Below are 19,103 nucleotides of genomic sequence, written 5' to 3' on the forward strand. Positions count from 1 at the left end.
GCTTGCTGAGTGGAGATTAAAATATGGCAAAAGTAATTGGTATTGATTTGGGGACGACTAACTCCTGTGTTTCTGTTATGGATGGCACAAATGCAAAGGTCATTGAAAACTCAGAAGGAGCACGGACAACACCTTCAGTTGTTGCTTTCACTGATAGTGGAGAACGGCTTGTTGGGCAACCTGCTAAACGGCAAGCGGTTACAAATCCTGAAGGGACAGTTTTTGCAGTTAAGCGTTTGATTGGGCGTCGCTTTGATGATCCTATGGTTGAAAAAGATAAAGCGCTTGTACCTTATAAAATTGTTAAAGGTGACAATGGTGACGCGTGGGTTGAGGAAGCAGGTAAAAAATATTCTCCATCACAAATTTCAGCAATGATTTTGCAAAAAATGAAAGAAACGGCAGAGTCTTATTTGGGTGAAAAGGTCGAGCAAGCTGTTATTACTGTTCCGGCTTACTTTAATGATGCACAGCGACAAGCTACTAAAGATGCTGGTAAAATTGCTGGGCTTGAGGTTTTACGGATTATCAATGAGCCTACAGCAGCAGCTTTGGCTTATGGTTTAGATAAGAAAGATGGAAAAACGATAGCTGTTTATGATCTTGGTGGTGGTACATTTGATATTTCTGTTCTTGAAATTGGAGATGGTGTTTTTGAAGTTAAATCAACCAACGGAGATACATTCTTAGGTGGTGAAGACTTTGATATGCGTCTAGTTAGCTACTTTGCAGAGGAATTCAAGAAAGACCAAGGGATTGATCTAAAAAATGATAAACTAGCGTTGCAGCGTTTGAAGGAAGCTGCAGAAAAAGCAAAGATTGAGCTTTCTTCTTCACAGCAAACTGAGGTCAATTTACCATTTATTACAGCTGATCAGTCTGGCCCTAAGCATTTGACAATGAAATTGACACGAGCGAAGTTTGAATCTTTAGTTGAAGATTTAGTACAGCGAACTATTGAACCATGTAAAGCAGCGTTAAAAGATGCAGGATTGAGTGCCAACGAGATTGATGAAGTTGTTTTAGTGGGTGGTATGACTCGTATGCCTAAAATACAGGAAGTTGTACAAAACTTCTTTGGCAAAGATCCACATAAAGGTGTTAATCCTGATGAAGTTGTCGCTATGGGTGCCGCCATTCAAGGGGGAGTATTACAAGGTGACGTAAAAGATGTATTGCTTCTGGATGTAACACCTTTGTCTTTAGGTATTGAAACGTTGGGTGGAGTATTTACACGTTTAATTGAACGTAATACCACTATTCCTACTAAAAAGTCGCAAACTTTCTCGACGGCTGATGATAATCAGAATGCTGTGACTATTCGTGTTTTTCAAGGTGAACGTGAAATGGCTAATGATAATAAGTTATTAGCTCAATTTGATCTCGTTGGTATTCCACCAGCACCACGTGGCGTTCCTCAGATTGAGGTTACTTTTGATATTGATGCGAATGGTATTGTAAATGTTTCTGCTAAAGATAAGGGAACTGGTAAGGAGCATCAGATTCGTATTCAAGCATCGGGTGGTTTAAGTGATGCTGATATAGAAAAGATGGTTCAGGATGCAGAAGCACATGCTGCTGAAGATAAAAAACGTCGTGAAAATGTTGAAGCTAAAAATCAAGCGGAGTCTCTTATCCATTCAACTGAGAAATCATTAAGTGAGTATGGTGATAAGTTATCAGCTGAAGATAAAGGTCAGATTGAAACAGCGATAGCTGATTTGAAGACAGCTCTTGAGGGCAATGATGCTGAAGAAGTCAAGACAAAAATGCAAAAATTAGCAGAAGCTAGTATGAAACTTGGGCAGGCTATGTATGAAGATTCGTCAGCTAAGGCTAATACTGAAACAGGTACGAAAAATGATGATGTTGTTGATGCTGATTTTGAAGAAATTAATGATAAGAAGAAATAGTTAAAGCAAGTGCATTCGTGAATTAATAACCCGGCCTGTGAGATATAAGGCTGGGCTTTATTGTTTAGTTGCAGTTCTTTCTATGTTTTTCAAAAAACTAAATTAAAACAAGTGTTATCTGGAATGGATGACAAAAAATTTATCGGGAATACATGATGAAGGTTGATTATTATGAAATTCTTGGCGTAACCCGTGGATGTGATGATAAAAAGTTGAAATCTGCTTTTCGTAAATTAGCGATGCAATATCATCCGGATCGTAATGCAGGGGATAAAGAGGCGGAACGGAAATTTAAAGAAATTGGCGAAGCATACGAGGTTCTTAAAGATCCTCAAAAACGAGCTGCTTATGATCGATTTGGTCATGCAGCTTTTGAAAATAATAGTCGCGAAGGGTCTAATCCATTTAGTGGCGGTTTTGCTGATATTTTTGAAGATTTTTTTGGCGAAATTATGGGAGGTGGGCATCGTAAACGTAGTGATGGCCGCGAGCGTGGAGCTGATTTAAGTTATAATATGGAAGTGACATTGGAAGAGGCTTTCACGGGAAAAACTACGCAAATTAATATTCCGAGTTCCGTTGTTTGTGATGCTTGTGAAGGATTAGGTACAAAAAAAGGTTCTAAACCAACAACTTGTGGGACTTGTCATGGAGCTGGGCGTGTACGTGCTGCACAAGGATTTTTTTCTATTGAACGGACGTGTCCAGTTTGTCATGGTCGTGGCGAAATTATTACGGATCCGTGTTTAAAGTGTCATGGGACAAGGAAAGTTGAAGAAAATCGTTCATTGCGTGTTAATATTCCAGCAGGTATTGAAGATGGTACGCGTATTCGTCTTTCTGGTGAAGGAGATGCAGGTATTGGTGGTGGTTCTGCAGGTGATCTTTATATTTTTCTTTCCATTAAAGCGCATGAATTTTTTCAGAGAGACGGTGCCGATCTTCATTGTCGTGTGCCTATTTCAATGGTTACAGCTGCTTTAGGAGGTGAATTTGAGGTTTCCGGCCTCGATGGTATTAAAGCACGGGTTAAAGTTCCTGAGGGTACACAAAACGGGCGTCAATTCCGCTTAAAAGGTAAGGGAATGCCCATGTTGCGTCAACAAGCGAAAGGTGATCTTTATATTCACATCACTATTGAAACACCACAAAAATTGACTCAAGAACAACGCACATTATTACAAGAATTTGATAAGCTTTCAAATCATGAAAATTCACCGCAATCACATGGTTTTTTTGCACGTATGAAGGAGTTTTTTGATAATATTGCTAATCAAAATTAATAAATTGAGTGTAAGAGAAACTTAAAAAGCTAATCTATAATAACAATTCAAAATTATTAATTGTATATTTAAATTATTGAAACAAGTTATGCTTGTTTATTTTTAATTATTATTTTGGGGGGGCTGATAAAAATTGTTGATTTTCAATGGATTGAATAGCTAAAAATTGTTTTTACTTTTCCTAAATTCCATTAAGAAAAGTTAAAAATGATGTGGAGACTCTTGAATGGATAATATCGAAAACGATAATGAAAAAATTTTTGAAAAACAGGCAGCATTTTTATCATCTGCTTTACCTTATATGCAAAAGTATGAAAATGAAACAATTGTTGTGAAGTATGGTGGACATGCTATGGGTGATCCTGCTTTAGGACAAGCTTTTGCTTGTGATATTGCTTTGTTAAAACAGTCCGGCATTAATCCTATTGTTATTCATGGTGGAGGTCCTCAAATTGCTGAAATGTTAACTAAAATGGGGGTTGAATCACGATTTGAAGATGGTTTACGTGTAACCGATGAAAAAATTATTGAAGTCGTTGAAATGGTTTTGGCAGGCTCAATAAATAAGAAGATTGTAGCTCTTATCAATGCTGAGGGTGAATGGGCGATTGGACTTTGTGGCAAAGATGGTAATATGGTTTTTGCTGAAAAGTCTTATAAGACTATAATTGATCCTGATTCACATATTGAACGTATTGTAGATTTGGGATTTGTTGGTGAACCTGTTGAAGTTGATCGAACATTGCTTGATCTTTTAGCGTGTTCTGAAATGATTCCGGTTATTGCTCCTGTTGCTCCAGGACGAGATGGTAAAACTTATAATATCAATGCTGATATTTTTGCTGGAGCAATTGCTGGCGCTGTAAAAGCAAAACGTCTTTTATTTTTAACTGATGTTTCGGGTGTTTTGGATAAAGAAAAAAAGCTCTTAAAAGAATTGACCATTCCTAAAGCTAAAAAACTTATCAAAGATGGAACAATTTCAGGTGGTATGATTCCAAAAGTGGAAACTTGTATTAAAGCTATTCAAAAGGGTGTTGAGGGTGTAGTTATTTTGAATGGCAAAACGCCTCATTCTATTTTGCTTGAACTTTTTACTGAACATGGAGCGGGAACGCTCATTGCTTCATAAGTAATATGGGATGAATTTGAAGGATGGAGCCTTTTATAACTAGAATGAAACAATCAAGACATCTCTTATTCAGTAAGCAGGAATTGGCATTGTTTTTTGCGACAGCGCTGTGGGGTATTACGTTTCTTATTATTCATATTGCGGTACGTTATAGTGGGCCTCTTTTTTTTGTAGGATTCCGTTTTATTGTTGCAACACTTATAACTATGGTGATTTTTTGGCGATCTATGAAAGATATAACTGTTTATGAAATTTTTGCTGGAATGGCTATAGGTTTTGGAATATTTCTTGGCTATGCTTTTCAAACAGCAGGACTTCAAACTATTATTAGTAGTCAATCAGCTTTTATTACAGCAATATATATTCCGATAGTTCCGATTTTACAATGGATTTTTTTAAGAAAGTTACCTCATCTAGGGAGTTGGATTGGTATTGTGTTTGCTTTTATTGGGCTTATACTAATTTCTGGACAAGATTTTAAAGGTATTCATTTTTCAAAAGGTGAAATTTTGACTTTACTGGGAGCTTTGGCGATTGCTGGAGAAATTATACTAATCGGTTTTTTTGCAAATAAGGTTGATAGCCGACGTATAACAATTATACAGTTATTTTTTTGTAGCCTCTTTGCATTTTGCTTTATGCCTTTAATGGGTGAAAGCATTCCTGAGTTTTCGTGGGTTTGGTTTAATGTAGGTTTGGGGTTGGCACTAATGAGTGCGGTGATCCAATTGACTATGAATTGGGCGCAAAAATCCGTTTCACCTACTCGGGCAACAGTTATTTATGCTGGTGAGCCTGTATGGGCTGGTATTGTTGGGCGTTTAGCTGGGGAGTATTTATCTCCCTCAGCTTTGTTGGGTGGTGTGTTTATTATAATAGGGATTGTAGTGGCTGAATTACGACCTTCACAATGGCGTAAAAAAAATAAAACGACTGAAAAAAGTAATTAGTCTGTTTTTTTGTGATATTTAATCTTGCCGTGATTATTTTTAATAGAAAACATCACGCTTAGATTCTGTGCAGTTCACACACCTGAGTGTAGTGTTAAACAACCCTCTCTATGGGTTAAGATAATATCAAAATATTTTTATCCATATATGCTCACATGAAAGAAAAATTTTGATATTTTAGTTTGCGACAATAAACTGTTTTTCAAGGTTAAATGCTACTTTTTGTATTTGTTGGAATACTTCTTTAGCTTCTTGAGCAACTTTGATGATTGTTGTTGCTTTATTTTCTGATATGCCAAGACTTTTAGCGAATTGTTGATGATCACTTTCACAGATATTTCTGCGCTCTTTTGGTGAAAGACGAGTATTGAGTGCATGCATAAATTCATCCAGTTCTCTGGCAATCGAAGAAGATAACTTTTCCTCTGATAACAATTCCTTTCGCTTTTCTTCTGGTAAGTTAAGAATGTTTTGCAATATTGAGCTGGGTAGTTTTACTGTTGTTTGACAGCGTTTTTGTTCTGATTTGTGCTGTTGAACTATTGTTGCCTTAACATTGTTTACAATAGATGCATAAGTGTCAATCGAGTTAGCGAGTTTGATAGCATGATCTTCAGCTTTTTTACGCACCGAGTTTTTCATACCCAATATTTCAAAGCCTGAAAGATTAGCAACAGAGTTGGGAGAAGACAGAATTTGTGAGGAAAGCTGTTTGCTTAGCTTTGGATTCTTATTAATCATCTTTATCTGTTCATCTAATATTTTAGCGCTACCATATACAAGTTTTGATAAACGTTTGATTTCTTTTTGTTTGTTTTGAATGTCAGTATTGTTTTGAATTTTTTTTAATATTTGTTTTGATGTCAAAGGAGCTAATATTTCTTTTGGAATTAAAACATTTTCTTTATTTTGAGTGGTTGGAATTGTAAAAGTGATGGTATCATCAAATTTTAATGCCTTAATTTGCTCTGGTGTAAAACTATCTTTGCTACAGATTGTATAGATATTATTCGTTTTGATTACAATACTATCTGGGCTTTCACCTTTATAAGTTCCTGTATAGGTTACACCTTCATCTGCTGCTACAATAATACAATTATTAATATTCTCTTGATCAATATTTTGTGTATTGCTTATGAATTCCTTTAAAATAGCGGTTTTTTGGGGGTCGGAGATATCATCAAAAAGCTTTTTCATAGGTTCTAGATTGTTGTCTTGTGCTGCTGCAATACTGACCTCAGACATACGTTCTGAGGTCACAATTGAAAAGTCAAGATTATAATTTGCAGCTTGAGCAAGCTTTTCGCAAAATATCCGTTGTGTACGTCCATTGCCTTCTCTGAAAGGATGCGTATAGTTGAGGGAAGCAAATATTTGTGCTATATGATGAATAAATTCTTGGCGCGGTAAGTCTTGTAAATTATTTTTTTCAATGAGCATTTTATCTATACTTTTTAAACCATCTTGCACTTTATTACCGGTTGCAAAAATGATTGGTTGGTCTGTTTTCCAATTTGATCTTATCATTTCTGGCATAACAGCAACTGTACCATCTTTAAATGAGAAAGGGATATCGCGAGTACAGCCAGCCCATTCAAATGTATTCTCGAACAAGCGTTTATGAATATATTTTAAATAAGAAGAATCAAACTTCTCTGGCAATGCTTCTTGACGCAAATTAATAGCTGCTTTTGCTGAATCATGCGCACATTTATCCGTAAACTCTTTATGGTCTATTATTCCATATTTATTCTTTAGTGTAAGACTATTGGGATAGTTATAATTCTTAGGTAAAGGCAAGCTGGATGATGGTTCTGTTACTATTGCTTCATTTGAGACTGTTTCTGTCATGATTATCCTTTCATAAGGTAATTTTTTTCTATAGAATGTTTAATCAATGTTTTTCTACAGCTGGAGGAATGACGATTTGAATACGCTCATTATTTGGCAAGGTAGCCGATAGTATTGGATTTTTATCGGAAATACTTTGCTTAGAATAAGCAGCGATCACTTTAGCCATACCCATAAGTTCATTAAAAGAGAGCTCTGGTACTTCTATTGTTTTCCATCCTGTAGTTCCTTCGATCATGACCTGATAAGGACGGTTAATAACGATTTCAAAAAGACTTTCATCTTTAAGAAAATTATGAATTGGTTTGAGTTTTGTTAAAACGATAGCAATGGTTTCATCATTTATATTTTGGAAGTTTTGTTTCATTTCAATGTCCCCGTAGAGTTTTTATGAAAGTCTCCCGAAAAGGCGCGATGAATAACCTTTTTGTTATTTTCGATAATTTTCAATTTATATACAGTTGAGAAATCTAGGTCGCGGGCAACAAAAACATTAACCATTTCACCTTGATTTTTGGTCAAGGTTGGAGGGATATGGACGTAATTTTCTGCGATAATTTTTGCCATATCTGTTCCTGCATAAAGGCTATGTGTTCCTGAAGACAAGGTGTCTATTGTTTGTTCTTGTTGTGTTGGTGTTTTGAGTAAATTTAGCCGGTTATTTGCGTAATTTGTTGCATCTCTGACGATTGAAACAAGAAGTGCAGAACCAAGTCGTTCAAACCAATGATTATCAATATCACCATCAACACCTGATCGGCCTAAGGAATCTGTTGCTGGTGAGGACAATGTTATAATGATACCCTCTGGTGTTTTAGCTCTATTCCATAATATGAAGAGACGCGATTGGCCTTTTTTTAAACCGCTACGATATTCACCGATGATTTGTGTTCCTTTATCGAGCAAAACGATACGACCATTGTCTGACAAGATATCTCTGGAAACGATACAGCTAACAAAACCTTGTTGTTCACTGCTGATTGCTGTTTCTAAGATACATGGAATAGAGGCTCCCATTGCAATGATGTAATTTCGGTTACCGAGTGTTGATGCATGAACACCGTCTAACTTTGTTGCTTCGAGGAGGTGATTAAAGGATTGTGCTGTTTTATTTGAGCGATTGTTATTTTGGTCAAGAGAAACGGTATTATTATTATTTTCTGAAGTAACTTGTTGCTGATTTGGATTAACATAGGCTAAAACGGGAGCACGTTGTGCTGCTTCTAATAATTTATGATCAAATTTTGGCTGATTGATTGTTGGTGTTGGTAATTCGACCTTAGGCAACAGGGGATTATTTTTATCAGCTAGCTCTAGAGGAGCCATCGTGGGTTTTATCGATTGGAACAGTTCTGTTTGTCTGCTGCTTGCTTCTTTAGGTAATTCTATGGGCTGTTTTTTTGTATCTTTTGAAGATGAAAGGATTATATATATTAAATAAATACAGACACTAAAGAGAATAAGAAGAGCAAGGCCTTTTCCTAAATTAAAGCCCTCTTTTTTTTCTTGACCATCCTCTATTGTATCACGATCCTTTATCGCGTCATACTTATTAAGATTTATTTCATCCACTTCATCATTATTCATGGCTGTTTCTCTACGTTTATTTCACGTTGGACAGAAGGTGATGTTGTCCCGGTTCCGGGATTAATTCCTCTTGGGATAAAACCTTTGTTAAAGATACACAGAACTTCGTTACCACGTCGCAAAGTGAATTGCATGGCTATGGCATGAACAATGACCTGGTTTCCTTTAATTGATTTTGGAACGATAGTTTCCTGTCCATCAAGCGAGACAAGATAAATGGCAGGGATTTCATTATTTCCTAAAAAGGTAAATGTTGTTGTTCTACCGTTATCATAGACTGAGCTTGGTTCAATGAGGGGGGAACCTTGAGCAATATAAGCCCAATTGCGCGGTCCAAAATGTTCATGCATATTGAGGATATTATCGGCATATTCTTCTTCATCCTTTTGTGCTTTAGCTTCTTGAGCTAATTGTTTACGCAAAGCTTCATCTTCTGGATAACGAAACTTTACAAGGAAATATGTGTCATTACCGATAGAAACATCGCCTTCACGCACTTGAAGTTCAAATTGATAAGATCGTTTTGTCCCATCTTGGCGAGTTGTGACAATTTGTAGATTGGTGATAGGCTGAACTTCACGGGGTTTGAGGAAGACAAAGTGACCGGCTGGTGCGACTTGCCAAGCAACGGAATTGCCAATTCCAATATAGGAAATATTTTCATCGCTAGCGAATTCAATCTGCACTGAAGAGCGAATAGATCCAATGATTTTTGTGACATTATATGGGTCATAATTAATAAATCTGATCCGATTATCTTTTTGGGCACCCACGGGAGAAATTTCTGCCCATGATAAAGATGCATCACAGCTTATTGCAACGATGAGAGTTAAAAAGAATATTTTTACTACTCTAATCATTGAACTACCTCTGGATCAGATCTATATTCTGACACTTGGAAACCAAGCGGATTAATTAAGCGATTTTCTACTGAAATGCGTGTATTAACGTAGGAAAAATTTAAGACCGAAACCCAATGGAAAATATCTTCTTTTCCATTAGTGTCTCTAATCGTTTTATAGTAACGCACTTGAATGAGATCTTTACTTAAAAAAGAAATGGATTTTATTGTGACTGTCACGGACATATTTTTATAGATATTTTGCGGACTATTTGGATTATTTCCCGAATACCATTTGGCAAAGCGATTTTGTTCTTCTACGGAAGATAAAAGAGAAGTGATACGAAAGTTATTTTCTGTTTCTGATAATTGGAAACTTTCGCGTGCACGAATATATTTGCTCGCGAAGTAGCGTGTTATTGCTTCATCATAATTTTGAGGTTCATCTTTTAGAACACTCACGACATCGACAATACCTGTAGAATTATCTACGCGGATAACAAAAGGCTCTACGGTTTTTAAGGGTGTTAAGGTTACCACGGCTAAAGCCAAAGCGATTGTTATCAACCCAAAAAGCACGGTCAAAGCTATAGCCATTTTCATTTGCAGTCGCGTACTACACATACGATCAATATCGAATGACCGCGCTTCTCTTATATATTCTTTAAATTCATCACTTTTCATGTGTGATCTCCGCATTCGTATAAGAGGGAGTTTGATGGTTTATTGTATTCACAGGAGGTGCAGGGAGTTCGACATGAGCTTTTGGTGCTTCATTTTCTTGTGTGTTGAGGATAATAGGAGTTGTGATTGGCTTGATTGCCGTATTGTGAAGGAAGGTGCTATTATTGTTCCAGTTCCATTTTCCTTGATTGAGCATACGGATATTCTGTCCGCTACAGCGTGGAAGTTTTTTGGGGCCACTTTTAAAAGAAGCGCAACCCGTAAGTGCTATCAAAAGAATTAAAATGATAGTTATTTTTAGTTTCATTATCTGAACTCGCAAATATTTTGAAAAATAAAATATTGGGATTTTGCAGTGCGTAATTTTTCCAAAACATGAGAACTGATTTTTTGAAAAAGCGAAGAGAGCTTTTCATCGGCTGTGCGTACGGTTAATACCTTTTGGGTTAAGGGTCTGACTATAGCCGTATTGGAGAGACAGTTGATATTAGAATGCGCCACGACCACCTCCACGCATCATTTCCGCAGCTTGTGCAGCTTGCTGCGCAGCACGAGAACCTCCTACAGATGCACCTCTTGCTGCACTGCTACCGACTGTAAAGCCTCTTCCAGCGAGGTTAAAGGCGCCAGAAGCCATTGAGATTATTTGTGATCCTGATGAGACACCAGCATGATGATATGGTCCTCCACTAGAGAGTGCAGAAGCAATGGTAGGAAGTGATTGGAAGAGAACAATTCCCACTATTGAGACTACAAGGACAGGAGGCAGCAAGAAATAGATTGAAGTATATGAGCTATCGAAAACATACAGCATAATTTTACACATCATTGTTCCAAGCATCATCACAAGAACTTGCAAAACTGTAAAATTAACTAATGTTGAAATCCATGCATCGGCGTATCTGCGAGTTACATTGAATAAATATAAACTAATGAAAAGAGGACCAAGACCTATCACCATGATTAATGTAATTTTTGCAAACATTTGGATAATAAAACCAACTGTACAAAAAAAGATAACCGCCAAAAACATTATACCACCAATCAATCCCACCATAATCTTTTCAAAAAAACCAGCCCTACCTACAAAATCTTGATAGCGCGTATTCGTAATTAACAAGAGATAATCGAAAACATTAGAGTCGACGGGACTGCTATTGAACGCATTCCCAATAGCATTGGCTAAATTACCGAAAAATATATCTTTGATGTAAGTATTAAATACATCTGCATTTGTTGCCATTGTTGTCACAACAACGATTTTAATGACATTATTAAGGAGACTATGCATTGAAAGGGCGACGTGGCCAGTCATAACATTATAGCCATATAAAAAGATAAAAATGATTGCAGCAAGATTTAAGGGTGCTGCAATAGCAGAAGACAAGCTACTGACTGTTGTATCCACTACATCGTTGAGTGGTGCTAAAATATACGAAGAAACAGTTTCAAACGGAGTAAATTTAAAATCTGACATCAGTTTTATCTTATTCTAATTTTGCCTGTAATGTTCGATAAATATGAATTTATGATTTTTCTTGCACCTCTTCACGCCCTTCTTATGATTGAGTATTTCCATTGAATTATAGAAGGAGCCTGAATGAGAGAATTTATTTGAAAACTAGCCAACTGTATTTGAAGAGCTTTCCCTTTCTTCTTTTTTACTAACTGGAGTAAGTTTATAACTTGAGCTTAGTTTTAGCTTGCTCCAACTGTTCTTGAAGTGTTTGTTGAACAGCTTCCTGGTTTTTCTGTTGCTCTTGTTCACGTTCTTGTTCTTTTGATTGAGCACTTTCCGATTTTATAATAGCAGAAGCCTGAAGTTTTAGAATATCCGCTTGAAGATTAGCTTGAAGAATAGCCAACTCCGTTTGAAGAGCTGCTTTTTGTTCTGGCGTAAGATTCTGTGATAATTTATTATTGATTTCTTTAATCTTTTCTTGATTTGCAACTGCCGAAGCATAAACAGATTTAGCTGTTTCTAAATCTGAGATTTCTGATCCTGATGAAGCTTGTATGGCATTTTGATAATATGTCTCAGTATCTGTTTGCGATACTGCATAAGAGATAGAACATAATGATAAAAGAGAGGTAGAGCATAATGATAAAAGCGTAATCAGATACAATGGTTTCATTGAGCTTGTCTCCTTTGATAAAATATAGGTAGCCATACATTGGGATTTGTTCCGTGTTCACTTATAATTTGATTCACGAGTTCGATATTTCTGGTTGTTCCGCTTAAGACAGCGATTTCATTATCCATTCCACGTAAGTTGAGTTCTGCAACAACAGAATTGTGACCTTGTTTAATGAGAAAGCGACGAGATTCTCTGCTTAATTCTGATTGGATTAGTTCAAATTCACGTTCAGTTAATTTAAAGTTTTCAACATAATCGTTGTAATTGGCTTTTTGATTTGGAAAAAACATTTGAGTGGGGCATTGTTCAATGATTGTATGAGCGATTGTTGAATTCAAAGCATCTCTGGGGCTTTGTGTTGCAAAGAGCATCATGCCATTTTGTTTACGAATTGTTTTAAGACGATCTTGAGTAAAAGCTTTAAATGAATCATCTTCAAGGGCTTTCCAGAATTCATCAATAACAATAATGATACGCCGACCATCAATAAGATCGAGAATGCGGTTAAACAGATACATCATCAAAGGGCGACGAATTTCTTCATTATCTAAGAAATCGGTCATATCATAACCTATGAATTGAGCATCTAAATTGAGGTCATCGTGATCATTATCAAAGACCCACCCTAAAGGATTGCCTTTGATCCAACGTTTTAAACGTATCGCAATACCTTCTGTGGAGGTATTATCAAAAAACAGTTGAAGTGCACCGAGTGAGCGTTGTTCTAGAGGAAGACTTTCTAAGGAATCGATCGCTCTAGCGACATCTTGTCGCTCTTGTTCTGTCACTGTTTGGCCGTCCGTAGTAACCAACTTTAAAACCCAATGCTGAAGAAAGAGTTTGTTTTTTTCTGTGTATTCTATGCCTTTTAATGGTGCAATACCGGTAGGTTTACCATTTTTCAAAGGCTTATATTTGCCACCTCCAGCACGAACAAAAATCTCTGCTCCTTGGTCTTTATCAAAAAAGACTATTGTTGGGTTGTGTTTTTGCGATTGTGCAAGAAGAAAATTAACAATGACTGTTTTTCCAGATCCTGACGGACCGCAAATAAAGGTATTCCCAACATCACCAAAATGAAAATTAAAATAATAAGGAGAGCCAGCTTGCGTTTGTAATAAAGCGACAGCAGAGCCCCAAACATTACCCTTTAGTTTGCCAATGGGGAATGAATGAAAGGGGGATAATGCTGCAAAATTTCTGCTGCTAATAGCTCCAGAGCGTGCTCGATAGCTAAAGTTGCCAGGAAGTTGTGCCCACCATGCTGCTTCTAATCCTAGATCTTCTCTCGCTATAACTGCACCACCATTAGTAAGATATGAACGCGCTTTGGAGAGATGTTCTGCCAATTCTTGTGGACGATCAGCAAAAACGGCTAAAGAGAGATGATGTTCTCCCAAAACAAAACGATTGGACTCTAAATCATCAAGTGCCTCATCAAGAGCTCCAATTTGCGAGCTGGCACGATCCGCTACATTAATCATTTGATTTTGTTTACGGCTCATAATAGCACTTGCAACTGCTTTACTTTTAAAAACAAAGGATTGCGTTAAAATAAATTCAAAGGGTGCTGTCAACAAGCCATCGGTCATGCCAGGACGTGTTCTAGAAGGATATTCTTTCCAGCCAAACATACCGACAAAGCGTTCATTGCTTTCATGACGAATTTCGATAATTTCTTTGCCGAAGATAATACGATCTGAATAAATCGTTGAGGCAATAGTCCCAAAGGTAAGGGGTATGCGTTCACGCCTTCCTCCCACCAATTGATGAAGAAATTCACTTTGCTCAGAAAATAAAATGTCATTGTATTCGTAAGTAGATAAAAGTCGTGCTTCATAGCATTCCAGACCTTGTATAAGATCTTGACTTAACTCTTCGATTTTCCGAACAGATTCAAAGTCTGGTTCCGATTGCATCTTTTTTGCTTGTGTTAAACGATGAAAAAAAGAAGCTAGCTGTTCAGTTTTATCTGCTGCAGGATTCCAGAGAACCGAAAGAAATAGATCATTTCGATAAAGATCTTGCGAAATCATTTTTTGTTTGTATTGTTGATCTAAGATTGTTGCAAAAGATGAAGAAAATTGGCTTTCTGGATAAATCGTTTCACGTCGACGGATAACGTGAGAATATAAAGCAACACGTTCATCTGCTATATTTTTCAAAAGCGTGTTTAATTGGGTATGTAAAGAATTTAATTGGCTGATATCTGCAGTATCAAAATTTATGCCTTCAACAGTAATTACTGTCATTAAGCAACGTGAAGCCAATGCAATCACATGTTGATTGACATGACGGACATAGGGAATGTATTCTTCGGGTAAAGTTTCCCGCTTCGATTCCCGCTTCATCACTGCATTTATCTCCTTTATTGTAGCTCCTTGTAAGTACGGATGAGACGTAAAGGAGATGTAGATCCTCCCCCCCATCTCGTCAGGTTCTTTTGTTTGCCTCGAGTATTGAGCCAAGCAAATAGAACACGAAATTGGTTATGGTCGCGTTTCGTGATTTCACGTAAGATAAAGTGCAAACCAACACCAAGACCGATCATTGAAAAGCTACTTGTAATGATAAAAAGAGTAGACGTTGCTATGACATTTAATGCCATTGCTTCTACAGTAACACCCGCAAACATGGCTGGTCGTGTACAGGCAAGAAAAAGAGTGTCTTCGTTCATTTATGATGTACCACCCATTAATAAATTAACAAGAGCCGAAGCACCAAAAACAATACCAATACCAAGAACACAATATGCCGCTTTGCGTAAATCAATAACACCATACATCCAACCAATACCCACAGCTGCAACACATATGGTCGCAATGAGCTTCGCTGTTGTACCTGTCATCATAGTAACAATATTCCGCAAAACCGTATCAAGATTCCCCATGCCGCCAGCAGTAGCATTAGCATAAGCAGGACTTAATACAACGAACATGGTTAAAAGGAGTGTAAAGGCGATATAGTAAATATTCTTAGATACATTGTTTATCATTTGGCCTCTCTTCAAAAGAAGATTGATTACATAGTTTCCTCTAAAGGTTAGGAATTTTTGCCGTCTTAGATTCATAGCTTAACTCCTATGGATTGTCTTCGTTCTGTTAAAAATTTTAATATTAAACTTTATTCATTCTCAAAATTTTCTATCTAAAAAATAAAATATTTTTACTATCATTTAATATAGACAATTTTAAGTTGTTTCATTTTATCAAAATGACAATATTAAAAATACAAAAATAATATTTTTCTTTGCAAAATGTGTTTAATTTACAACAAGTACTATTGAAACTCTCTCTTGAAAATTAGGAGAAAAGCAGAGATGTATAAAAAATTTATGGGGTATAAAAACAATCAGGATTGAGCGAATGCGATTTAAACCGATTATTATTGTCTACATTGTCTGTTCTATATTATGAGATATAGGTCCACAATGAAGATAAAATCGCTTTAGGTATTTTCGAGATATTTAAAATGTAAAAGAGCCAAGATATAATTGTATGAATTTGAAACATAATTAGCATACAGATCATTTAAATTAATGATAAGCATTGGCTTATGTAATGAACTAGATATTGTTTTAAATACTATTGTTACCATTTGATGGATATGACAGTGCAGTTCATTGCAACTGTATATGTTGCTGTTGTGGGTATTGGCTGGATGTTTGGTATTATTGATTACAGTGTAAAAATATAAGTCTATCAAAAACTAAGGTGATCTATTTTCATCGTTCCAGATTAGAGTAGCAAAAACAAGATATTGAGACTTAGAAAAATAATGTAAGCATAAACGTAGAAATTTTTAGTGTTTTTTATTTTTTATAATTTTCTCTTAGAGAGCTATCTTGTACTCTTTTTTAGTCATTTTATTGACTGCACATATTTCTTCACGTAACGTAAATCATCAAGGATAAATCTTGGTGCTTTTGATTTTTTAAACGGGTCTTTGGTAATGACTAATCTCATACAGCTTAAAGAAATTATTGAAAAAGCTTTTAATAATCGAGATTCCATCAATTCTACTACAAAGGGTGAAATTCGCGAGAGTGTTGAGTACATATTGAATCTTCTCGATAAAGGTGAGATTCGTGTAGCTCAACGTCAAGATAATGGTCAATGGTATGTTCATCAATGGTTAAAAAAGGCTGTTCTTTTGTCTTTTCGACTTCATTCTATGTGTATCATTTCTGGTGGTGCAAATGAATCACATTGGTGGGATAAAATACCTTCAAAATTTTCTGGTTGGCGAGAAGTTGATTTTAAAGAAGCAAATTTTCGCTCAGTTCCAGGAGCAATTGTACGTCATTCCGCTTATATTGCTCCTCATGTGATATTAATGCCTTCTTTTGTTAATATTGGTGCCTATGTGGGAGAAGGGACGATGGTTGATACATGGGCATCTGTTGGTTCATGCGCACAAATTGGTCAATATGTCCATCTGTCTGGTGGTGTAGGTATTGGAGGCGTTTTAGAACCACTACAAGAAGGTCCGACAATTATTGAAGATCATTGTTTTATTGGTGCACGCTCTGAAATTGTTGAGGGTTGTATTATACGTGAAGGTGCTGTTTTAGGCATGGGAGTTTTTATTGGAAAGTCCACTAAAATTATTGATCGTACAACAGGTGAAGTTTTTATCGGTGAAGTACCTGCTTACTCAGTTGTTGTTCCAGGTTCATACTGCGGGAAACTACTGCCAAATGGCGAAATGGGTCCCAATCTTTATTGTGCCGTTATCATTAAACGCGTTGATAAAAAAACACGAGAAAAAACATCAATTAATAATTTATTGCGTGATTAAAAGCATTTCTCAAAAATTATTCATTGGTAATGAAATCAATAAAAAGAAAGAAACAGAGTTATTTACTCATCTTAAGTGCTTGAATAAAGGCTGATTGGGGAATTTCTACTTTTCCAAATTGACGCATCCGTTTTTTACCTGCTTTTTGCTTTTCAAGCAGTTTACGTTTACGGGTAATATCACCACCATAACACTTCGCTGTGACGTCTTTTCGTAAAGCGCGAATTGTTTCACGAGCAATAATTTTCCCACCAATTGCTGCTTGAATTGGGATCTGAAACATATGTTGAGGAATCAGATCTTTAAGTTTTTCACACATAGAACGCCCACGTTTTTCAGCTATGCTACGGTGCACAAGCATCGATAATGCGTCAATAGATTCTCCATTGACCAAAATAGACATTTTAACCAAATCGCCTTCAGAATAATCAGTTACTTGATAATCAAAAGAAGCATATCCTTTTGAGATGGATTTCAAACGATCATAAAAATCAAAAATCACCTCATTCAAAGGTAAATCATAAGTTACCATAGACCGTGTACCAACATAAGATAAACCCGTTTGCACCCCACGCCGTTCTTGACAAAGTTCTAAAATAGCTCCGAGATAATTATCAGGCGTCATAATCGTTGCCCGAATCCATGGTTCTTCAATAGAAATAACTTTAATAATATCAGGCATATCCGCTGGATTATGTAATTCCTTAATAGAACCGTCAGTCATATTCATGCGATAAATAACAGAAGGTGCAGTTGCAATTAAATCTAAATTAAATTCGCGTTCTAGCCTTTCTTGAATAATTTCAAGATGCAGAAGGCCTAAGAAGCCACAACGAAAGCCAAAACCTAAAGCAGCTGATGTTTCCATCTCAAAAGAAAAGCTTGCGTCATTTAAACGTAATTTACCCATAGCTGTGCGTAAATTTTCAAAATCGGCTGCATCAACTGGAAAAATACCGCAAAAAACAACTGGTTGAGCAGGCTTAAAACCAGGCAGTACTTCTTCACAAGGCCGGCGATCTTCAGTAATAGTATCCCCTACCCGTGTATCAGCAACCTCTTTTATAGAAGCTGTTATAAAGCCAATTTCTCCTGGGCCTAATTCATCAACTGAGACCATTTTTGGAGTAAACACTCCAACTCGTTCAACGGGATATTTTGCTCCTGTCCCCATCATACGAATGGTTTGACCTTTTTTTAAAACACCATCAATCACTCTCACCAGAACGATAACACCAAGATAAGCATCGTACCAACTGTCAACCAGCATTACTTTTAAAGGATCTATAACATTACCAATATGTGGAGGTGGTAATTGCGTAATAATTTCTTCCAAAACGTCAGAAATTCCTAAACCTGTTTTCGCTGATATTTCCACTGCCCTAGACGTATCAATACCAATCACATCTTCAATTTGCTCTTTCACACGCTCAGGCTCTGCAGCTGGAAGATCTACTTTATTAAGCACTACAACCAATTCATGAGAACTATCAATAGCTTGGTAAACATTTGCTAATGTTTGTGCTTCTACTCCTTGACTCGCATCTACCACTAAGAGCGATCCTTCACAAGCGGCTAATGAACGCGATACTTCGTAAGCAAAATCAACATGGCCAGGTGTATCAATAAGATTTAAGATATAAGTTTCACCATTTTTTGCTTTATAGCATAGACGTACCGTTTGAGCTTTAATAGTGATTCCACGTTCACGTTCAATATCCATAGAATCAAGTACTTGTTCTTTCATTTCCCTTGTTTCAAGGCCACCTGTCATTTGGATTAAACGATCAGCCAAAGTCGATTTTCCGTGGTCGATATGAGCTACAATGGAGAAATTACGAATATAATTGCGATCTATTGTCATACAAGGCGATTTAGCAAAGAATAATACAAAACGCAAAGACGAATTACAGACTTTCAAAAA

At 36.5% G+C, this 19,103-nt stretch carries 16 protein-coding genes and 1 pseudogene; 5 read left to right on the forward strand and 12 right to left on the reverse strand.

The features are described 5' to 3' along the window. Positions 1 to 23 precede the first annotated feature (23 nt). The 4 genes from dnaK to ACJTDF_RS06960 all read left to right on the forward strand — a co-directional run bounded on the left by dnaK (position 24) and on the right by ACJTDF_RS06960 (position 5,278). Positions 24 to 1,913: a molecular chaperone DnaK gene (gene dnaK / locus ACJTDF_RS06945; RefSeq protein WP_407965547.1), complete on the forward strand. Its 1,890-nt coding sequence runs from the start codon at positions 24 to 26 to the stop codon at positions 1,911 to 1,913. A gap of 155 nt (positions 1,914 to 2,068) precedes the next feature. Continuing rightward, a complete protein-coding gene (gene dnaJ, locus ACJTDF_RS06950; RefSeq protein ID WP_407966246.1) occupies positions 2,069 to 3,196 on the forward strand; it encodes a molecular chaperone DnaJ in 1,128 nt (375 codons plus the stop codon). A gap of 226 nt (positions 3,197 to 3,422) precedes the next feature. Beyond that, entirely contained in the window at positions 3,423 to 4,328 is a 906-nt protein-coding gene (argB, locus tag ACJTDF_RS06955) for an acetylglutamate kinase (protein WP_407965548.1), read from the forward strand. Positions 4,329 to 4,372: 44 nt separating this feature from the next. Further along, positions 4,373 to 5,278, forward strand: coding sequence for a DMT family transporter (locus ACJTDF_RS06960; protein ID WP_407965549.1), 906 nt, complete (start codon positions 4,373 to 4,375; stop codon positions 5,276 to 5,278). A 177-nt stretch (positions 5,279 to 5,455) separates the two neighbouring features. Here the strand turns inward: ACJTDF_RS06960 and ACJTDF_RS06965 are convergent, their stop codons facing one another. The 11 genes and pseudogenes from ACJTDF_RS06965 to ACJTDF_RS07015 all read right to left on the reverse strand — a co-directional run bounded on the left by ACJTDF_RS06965 (position 5,456) and on the right by ACJTDF_RS07015 (position 15,374). After that, positions 5,456 to 7,129 carry a BID domain-containing T4SS effector gene (locus ACJTDF_RS06965; protein ID WP_407965550.1) on the reverse strand — a complete coding sequence of 558 codons (1,674 nt, stop codon included), beginning with the start codon at positions 7,127 to 7,129 and terminating at the stop codon, positions 5,456 to 5,458. Between the two features lie 49 nt (positions 7,130 to 7,178). Then, positions 7,179 to 7,496, reverse strand: a pseudogene (locus tag ACJTDF_RS06970) (ATPase, T2SS/T4P/T4SS family); the annotation flags it as partial. Beyond that, positions 7,493 to 8,716, reverse strand: a complete 1,224-nt coding sequence (virB10, locus tag ACJTDF_RS06975; protein WP_407965006.1) for a type IV secretion system protein VirB10 — start codon at positions 8,714 to 8,716, stop codon at positions 7,493 to 7,495. The pseudogene ACJTDF_RS06970 and the gene virB10, both read right to left, overlap by 4 nt. After that, positions 8,713 to 9,576: a P-type conjugative transfer protein VirB9 gene (virB9, locus tag ACJTDF_RS06980; RefSeq protein ID WP_407965007.1), complete on the reverse strand. Its 864-nt coding sequence runs from the start codon at positions 9,574 to 9,576 to the stop codon at positions 8,713 to 8,715. Before virB9 ends, virB10 begins: the two co-directional genes overlap by 4 nt. Further along, on the reverse strand, positions 9,573 to 10,241 hold the full coding sequence (locus tag ACJTDF_RS06985) for a virB8 family protein (protein ID WP_407965008.1): 669 nt from the start codon (positions 10,239 to 10,241) through the stop codon (positions 9,573 to 9,575). The genes virB9 and ACJTDF_RS06985 overlap by 4 nt, the downstream gene beginning before the upstream one ends. Continuing rightward, a complete protein-coding gene (locus ACJTDF_RS06990) occupies positions 10,231 to 10,548 on the reverse strand; it encodes a conjugal transfer protein TraJ (protein ID WP_407965009.1) in 318 nt (105 codons plus the stop codon). Before ACJTDF_RS06990 ends, ACJTDF_RS06985 begins: the two co-directional genes overlap by 11 nt. A gap of 180 nt (positions 10,549 to 10,728) precedes the next feature. Further along, positions 10,729 to 11,718 carry a type IV secretion system protein gene (locus ACJTDF_RS06995; RefSeq protein ID WP_407965010.1) on the reverse strand — a complete coding sequence of 330 codons (990 nt, stop codon included), beginning with the start codon at positions 11,716 to 11,718 and terminating at the stop codon, positions 10,729 to 10,731. Positions 11,719 to 11,920: 202 nt separating this feature from the next. After that, on the reverse strand, positions 11,921 to 12,376 hold the full coding sequence (locus tag ACJTDF_RS07000; protein ID WP_407965011.1) for a hypothetical protein: 456 nt from the start codon (positions 12,374 to 12,376) through the stop codon (positions 11,921 to 11,923). Beyond that, a complete protein-coding gene (locus tag ACJTDF_RS07005) occupies positions 12,373 to 14,730 on the reverse strand; it encodes a VirB4 family type IV secretion/conjugal transfer ATPase (RefSeq protein ID WP_407966215.1) in 2,358 nt (785 codons plus the stop codon). The genes ACJTDF_RS07000 and ACJTDF_RS07005 overlap by 4 nt, the downstream gene beginning before the upstream one ends. 17 nt (positions 14,731 to 14,747) lie before the next feature. Then, positions 14,748 to 15,056: a type IV secretion system protein VirB3 gene (locus ACJTDF_RS07010; RefSeq protein ID WP_078680347.1), complete on the reverse strand. Its 309-nt coding sequence runs from the start codon at positions 15,054 to 15,056 to the stop codon at positions 14,748 to 14,750. Continuing rightward, the gene (locus tag ACJTDF_RS07015; protein ID WP_407965012.1) at positions 15,057 to 15,374 is read right to left on the reverse strand and encodes a TrbC/VirB2 family protein; all 318 of its coding nucleotides are present in this window, start codon (positions 15,372 to 15,374) and stop codon (positions 15,057 to 15,059) included. It lies immediately after the preceding gene. A gap of 956 nt (positions 15,375 to 16,330) precedes the next feature. On the opposite strand from ACJTDF_RS07015, the gene dapD reads away from it, so the two are divergent. Further along, positions 16,331 to 17,179, forward strand: coding sequence for a 2,3,4,5-tetrahydropyridine-2,6-dicarboxylate N-succinyltransferase (gene dapD, locus ACJTDF_RS07020; RefSeq protein WP_407965551.1), 849 nt, complete (start codon positions 16,331 to 16,333; stop codon positions 17,177 to 17,179). Between the two features lie 58 nt (positions 17,180 to 17,237). Here dapD and lepA read toward each other — a convergent pair whose 3' ends face one another. Further along, a complete protein-coding gene (gene lepA / locus ACJTDF_RS07025; RefSeq protein ID WP_407965552.1) occupies positions 17,238 to 19,043 on the reverse strand; it encodes a translation elongation factor 4 in 1,806 nt (601 codons plus the stop codon). Positions 19,044 to 19,103 lie beyond the last annotated feature (60 nt).

This window comes from Bartonella bennetti (assembly GCF_045945445.1).
Classification (GTDB): domain Bacteria; phylum Pseudomonadota; class Alphaproteobacteria; order Rhizobiales; family Rhizobiaceae; genus Bartonella.